Source organism: Ginsengibacter sp., from assembly GCF_057362405.1.
In genome coordinates this window covers 1-6,360 of record NZ_JBMQQG010000073.1, presented here as the reverse complement: position 1 = coordinate 6,360, position 6,360 = coordinate 1, and the positions used below count along the sequence as shown (strand labels likewise).

The window sequence follows — 6,360 nt, the reverse complement described above, 5'->3', positions numbered from 1 at the left end:
GAACATCATTTTTAAAACCGAAAAAGGCGAAGATGGAGGAATACTTCCCATTGGTCGTAGTCAAAAAAGTGATGTTTGTGTGAACGGAATGGTTTTGAATTATACTTCATATTTCCAGGTGAAAGAACAGTGGTTAAAGTCCGTTGTCGATTTTTTACTGTCTCAAAAAATGAATGATGGCGGCTTTAATTGCCAGTCTAACAAAATGGGTGCAACACATAGTTCGTTACATTCCACTCTCTCAGTTCTTGAAGGTATTCATGAATATAAATGCGGCGGCTATAGTTACAGGTTAGATGAACTAAGAAACGCGGAAATATCATCCCGGGAATTTATCCTAATTCACCGGTTATTTCTGTCCGATAGAACAGGGGAGATTATAAATCCAAATTTCCTAAAACTTTATTACCCTTCACGCTGGTATTATGACATCCTAAGAGCCCTGGATTACTTTCAATATGCCAAAGTGAAACATGATGATAGAATGAACGATGCAATAAAAGTAATTCAGGAAAAAAGAACTAATACAGGACAATGGAAACTGGCATCAAAACATCCCGGGCAAACGCATTTCGAAATGGAGAATGCCGGGCAACCTAGCCGCTGGAATACTTTGCGGGCGCTAAGAGTTTTGAGAAATCAAACCGGTCTCGTTCTATAGTGAAAAGTTCAATAATTGTTCCAGCCCAGCGTTAGTAATTTGCCTGTCGCACATATCTTCAGCGATCGGCTTGCAACACGATAACTGTTTGGCAGGCTAACGGTTCCGGTCAGACGATATTAACTGTCGGCCTGCCGACAGAACCATCCATCAATTGGCAAAATCAACTTAAGGTAATTTTTAAAATGAAAGTAAATTCTCTTTTTAGATTGTTGGCAATCCGTGTTGCCTTAACGTAGCTGATAATTTTTATTCGGCGATTATTGTATAAAAGAATGATGCAACTGGAAAATGGAAGATAGCTTTATTACGATATTGGGTTACCAGCAAATGTAAGCGCTCCCCTGCGTTTGGCAGATGAGGAAAAACCCGCTACAATATATCTCCAATAAAACGATTACAAATTATAAATTAAGGGAGTCCATATTAACATGAAACTAAACCTGACGGAAATTAGTTTCTCAATTGATTTGTATCATTTGTTATAGCCTTATCCTGGTTAACTTTTGCAATTGCAATTGTCACTCTCATGAATGCCTCGGTAAACAAAATAGGCTTTTGGTCGGGCCTTGTTGCATTTATGGCAACAACAGCATTTGTTATTGTTCAATTGTTGCAGGTTGGCCGCGTTATCAGTTATCCGTTAGATGAAATACTAATATACGGCACATCACTTTGCATCGTTATACCATTTGTTCTTGAAATGCTGGCACTGCATTATGTAACTCGTGATAGAAAAAAATATTGGAGCCATGCAGCATTGATTTTTTCTATCATCTATTCTGTTTTTGTTACGGCAAATTACGTTGTCCAACTGGCGACGGTAATTCCAACAAAACTCAATGGTGCAGGCGATGACATTCGTATTCTTGAACAAACACCACATTCATTGTTTTGGGATTTTGATGCGCTGGGATATATATTTATGGGTCTGGCAACTTTGATAGCTATCCCCGTGTTTGAAAAACAAGGATTCCAAAAATGGGTACGCATTTCTTTTTTGGCCAATGCATTGGTTACTCCTTTAATTGCGTTCGTATATTTCTATCAACCTTTTTCTGAGAAGCTATTATTTATCGGTTTTCCCTGGGCAATAACAGCGCCTGTCGCCATGTTACTACTTGCGATTATGTTCCGAAGGAATAATAAAATAATTAAAACCAACAGCTGAATTTTTGAAACATGATGCTTAAATATTTTTTATTTTGGTTACCCATGATAGCAATTGCCTTTGCAAACGCAACGCTGAGACAATTGGTTCTTATTAAGCATTTTAGTGAATTAAGGGCACATCAATTATCAACTTTCATGTTGGCTATCCTGTGTACCATCTATGTTGGGTTTGTATTTCCATTTCTTAAAATTCAAAACACCAAACAAGCGCTGTTAGTTGGAATTACCTGGGTCGTACTAACGGTTCTTTTTGAATTCTCACTGGGATTATTTGCAAACCGCTCGTGGGATAACCTATTGCATGACTACAACCTGGTTGCAGGACGGATCTGGCTTCTTTTTTTGATTTGCCTTTTTATGTTGCCATATCTATTTTATGTGATGAAAAAATGAAAGCAACCTTATGCAATGAGAAGAAAAACCACCAGGAAAGATGATGCTGTCACGAGTAAGGTTAACCTTTCAATATTTGAAAATCAAATTATCAACAAATCAATTGGCATAATTCAAATTATCAGCAGCAACATAAATGAATGTTTTGCCTGCAATAGAATTGCTGCAGCAGAAAACATAAAACTTTTAATTCAATCTAAAATATAGGTTCGTAATTTTATTTGCGTGTACTTTTTTTATAAAAAGAGTTATCGATAATTATGAATAAAATTTTGATTGTAGACGACGAGGAAAAGCTGCGGAATTTATTAGGAAGGCTTATTAAGCTGGAAGGTTTTGCAGTTACCGAAGCAGGTAATTTGAATTTGGCTCATAAAGCCATTGAGAAAGAAGAGCCTGATGTAATTCTTTGTGATGTAAAGTTGCCGGATGGCAATGGCATTGATTTTATTAAAGAAGTAAAGACAAAATATCATCTTACAGAAATTATTCTTCTAACAGCCTATGGCAACATTTCCGATGGCATCCAGGCAATGAAAAATGGCGCATTTGATTACATTACGAAAGGCGATGATAACGACAAAGTAATTCCGTTATTGAGCAAGGCAATAGAAAAAGTGGCGTTAAAAAAGAAGGTAGCCTTATTGGAAAAACAGGTAGGCAAAAAATATAATTTCGAGAGCATCATAGGTACATCGCCATCAATAACAGATGCAATAAACCTCGCAAAAAAAGTGGCTCCTGCCGATACGACTGTTTTACTGTTGGGTGAAACAGGAACAGGAAAAGAAGTTTTTGCTCAAGCGATTCATAATGCAAGCGCCAGGTCTGGCAAGCCTTTCATGGCATTGAACTGCAGTTCATTTAGCAAAGAGCTCCTGGAAAGCGAAATATTTGGCCATAAGGCAGGAGCCTTTACGGGTGCCGTAAAAGACAAAAAGGGCTTAATAGAGGAAGCTGACAGCGGCACTTTGTTTTTAGATGAAATTGGTGAAATGCCTTTTGAATTGCAATCTAAATTACTTCGTGTATTGGAAACCCATGAATTTATAAAAGTAGGCGATACACATACAACCAAAGTAGATGTAAGATTTATTGCGGCAACTAACCGCGACCTGCAACAGGACGTAAAAAACGCAAGATTCAGGGAAGACCTTTATTACCGCTTGAATGTTTTTACTATTTTTTTGCCACCACTTCGCGAAAGAAAAAAAGATATCCCCGCACTGGCACAATTTTTTTTAAAAGTTTTTGCGGCAAAAACAAATCCTGCGGTTGAAACCATGAGTAAAGAATTTATGGAACACCTTCAACAATCCGAATGGAAGGGAAATATTCGTGAATTAAAAAATGTTATAGAACGAGCGGTCATCTTAGCAGATGGCCCGGAGCTGACGCTTGAAGATCTTCCCCTGGAACTCCAGGCCGCCAATCTCAATTCCATAAAATCATTGTCATCGTTCGACCTGGCAACCGTAGAGAAATTACATATTCAAAGAGTATTGATTCACACAAAAGGTAATAAAACAGAGGCCGCACGGTTACTGAATATTGGCTTAACAACTTTATACCGCAAGATTGAAGAGTATACGTTAGCTTAAAAATGCAGCACTCAGCATTTATCCTTCTAACGAATAACGGCATTTCTCCGTTATTTCTCTATGATTTGTATCGCTTCATTTGCCTATTGCAATCATATAATGAAATGATGTTTGTCATTTCTTAAAAGATGTTACACAATTAGTTTTACAACAGCATTTTAATCTATTGTGCATTCAATTAAATTTCAAGATTATGCATGCAAATAATATTTCAAAAGTCGATCTGCTCGATATACTTTTCGCCGGACGGAATAAAGAATACGGCGCTTACGATTTAAGGAAAACTTATCCCAAAAGACTGTATACGGCTTTGGTAGTTACCATTATTACCATTTCGGTTGCCTTCGCCATTTCAGTTATACGAGACAAGATGTTAAAGAACGACTCTTCGGCACTCATTCTTTCAAAAGATATTTCACTTACAGAAATGAAGGCTGATGAACCACCGCCACCTCCGCCGCCGCCGCCAAAGATAAATTTACCTCCGCCTCCTCCAATAGCAACCATCGCTTTTACACCGCCAAAAATTGTAAAAGATGAGGAAGTTATTAAACCACCGCCCGAAGTAAAGGAACTTCAAGATGCGAAAATTGACGTAAAAACAGTGATAGGGGCAAAAGATCTTGGAATTATCAGCGCACCTCCGGCAGATATACGCGGAACCCAGGTAACTGCAGCTCCTGTCAGCAAAAAAGAAGAGGAAGACCAAATATTTACAAAAGTTGAAATCGATGCATCATTTCCCGGCGGTACTGAAGGATGGACCAGGTATGTGCAAAAGGCTATAGAAGCTCACGTTGACGAATTTACAGAAGCGGATTTTGGAACATGCGTCGTAAGATTTGTTGTGGATAAAACGGGTAAAGTGAGTAACGTAGAAGCTACCACAATGAAGAACACGAAGCTGGAGGAAATTGCAACAAATATTATTAGAAAAGGGCCCAACTGGATACCCGCCCAACAAAACGGCAGGTACGTAAATGCTTACAGGCTTCAGCGGGTAACGGTTCTGAATCCAAATCCCGAATAGTAATTATTGGAAACTGCTAAAATCATCTGTCTCCCTCATTTTTCAAAACCTCAGCCACAGCTAAAAAATGAGGGAGTAACAGAAGTCTGCTTCATCCAATTAGGATAATTTTCGAAAGTCGATTTCCTGGCGCCCGGTTAGTAAACGTTTTACAGGTGTGCGTTACCGTAAGACAATTTTATCAGTAATCACACCCAGCCCGTTAGTATTAGCCGGCTCCAACATTAAAAATACTAAAACCAATAATTGCCAGGACAATCAATGAAATTAACACGTATAAATAATCCTTTTCAACAAAGAAACCAACTACAGAAAATACTACTCTTGCGATGGGCGTAGCAATTAATAATACAAGGCCAAATTGTATAATCGCGAGGCTGTCGAAATGCATAACTCCCTGTAAAATTTGCCTCACGGACCGCAGCCCGGAAAGTGCTCCCCTAAAGGTTTTATAATGCGGTAATGACGTTCCCATTTGGTATAAGTAACATACCCCGCCGAACAAAACAACTGCGCCCGAAATAACAACACCTGTAATCAGCAATGTTCCCATTACTGATTCGATATCATAGTCGGTTATTTTATTCTTAGTGTTCATAAATTACCTGATATTCCATTATAAATCATTTGTATTGCCAGGAAGGTTATAATAATTGCGAATAAAATCCTTAACCATTTTGTTTCGGATTTTACAAGAACCCGCGAACCGATAAATGCACCTGCCACTACTCCCAAAACAACCGGCATTGAAAGCCCGGGGTTAATGTAACCTCTGTGCAAATAGATGCCTGCACTTGCGGCGGCCGTTACGCCAATCATAAAATTGCTGGTAGTGGTAGATACCTTAAAAGGGAGTTTCATAATATTATCCATCGCTATTACCTTTAAAGCTCCGGAACCAATTCCCAGAAGTCCGGAAATAACCCCTGCCACAATCATCATTAAAAAACCGCCGATAACGTGATGCACATTATAGCTAATGCTGCCTCCGCCTGTTGGATAACTGCTGTTCAACTTTAATAACTTTGAAAATTTTCCGGCTTCCGTTTGTATGAGTATTTCATTTCTTTTCTTAAAAGATAGTGCTGCCGAAAAAATTAAAACAATTCCGAAAATAATCGCAATTAAATGCGTAGGAGCGTAAATAGCTATAACAGCGCCGGACACAGCTCCCAGGGTTGTGGCGATTTCTAAAAACATACCTATTCTAATGTTTGATATGCCTTCTTTTACATATGCTGCAGCGGCTCCCGATGAAGTGGCGATAACGGAAATTAAAGAAGCGCCAATGGCATAATGAATGTCAACATGAAAAATTAAGGTAAGCATCGGAATTATGATTACCCCTCCGCCAAGGCCCGTAAGCGAGCCAACCAAACCTGCGAGAAAAGAACCTGCCAGTATAATGAGGGAAAAGACAATTATCGTCATGCATTGGAGTTGAAAATGAATTGTACGGGATTCAATAGTTTGAAATACAAAAGTAGCAACAAACAAATAAT

The 6,360-nt window shown here is 38.6% G+C and carries 8 protein-coding genes; 6 read left to right on the top strand and 2 right to left on the bottom strand.

The genetic code is table 11. From position 1 onward, the window contains the following. The 6 genes from ACO1O5_RS06505 to ACO1O5_RS06480 all read left to right on the top strand — a co-directional run. A partial coding sequence (locus ACO1O5_RS06505; RefSeq protein ID WP_486269027.1) for a hypothetical protein occupies positions 1-661 on the top strand: 661 nt, incomplete at its 5' end. 529 nt (positions 662-1,190) lie between these two features. Continuing rightward, complete coding sequence (locus tag ACO1O5_RS06500; protein ID WP_486269026.1) at positions 1,191-1,832, top strand: hypothetical protein; 642 nt, start codon at positions 1,191-1,193, stop codon at positions 1,830-1,832. Positions 1,833-1,843: 11 nt separating this feature from the next. Continuing rightward, entirely contained in the window at positions 1,844-2,227 is a 384-nt protein-coding gene (locus ACO1O5_RS06495) for a hypothetical protein (RefSeq protein ID WP_486269025.1), read from the top strand. 15 nt (positions 2,228-2,242) lie between these two features. Continuing rightward, entirely contained in the window at positions 2,243-2,434 is a 192-nt protein-coding gene (locus ACO1O5_RS06490; protein WP_486269024.1) for a hypothetical protein, read from the top strand. Positions 2,435-2,487: 53 nt separating this feature from the next. Further along, positions 2,488-3,828, top strand: a complete 1,341-nt coding sequence (locus ACO1O5_RS06485; RefSeq protein WP_486269023.1) for a sigma-54-dependent transcriptional regulator — start codon at positions 2,488-2,490, stop codon at positions 3,826-3,828. Between the two features lie 193 nt (positions 3,829-4,021). Then, positions 4,022-4,858: an energy transducer TonB gene (locus tag ACO1O5_RS06480; RefSeq protein WP_486269022.1), complete on the top strand. Its 837-nt coding sequence runs from the start codon at positions 4,022-4,024 to the stop codon at positions 4,856-4,858. Positions 4,859-5,066: 208 nt separating this feature from the next. Here ACO1O5_RS06480 and ACO1O5_RS06475 read toward each other — a convergent pair whose 3' ends face one another. Together ACO1O5_RS06475 and ACO1O5_RS06470 are read right to left on the bottom strand one after the other, a co-directional pair. After that, on the bottom strand, positions 5,067-5,456 hold the full coding sequence (locus ACO1O5_RS06475; protein WP_486269021.1) for a DUF1634 domain-containing protein: 390 nt from the start codon (positions 5,454-5,456) through the stop codon (positions 5,067-5,069). After that, positions 5,453-6,360 (bottom strand): sulfite exporter TauE/SafE family protein (locus ACO1O5_RS06470; protein ID WP_486269020.1); only part of this gene is annotated, 908 nt, incomplete at its 5' end. The genes ACO1O5_RS06470 and ACO1O5_RS06475, both read right to left, overlap by 4 nt.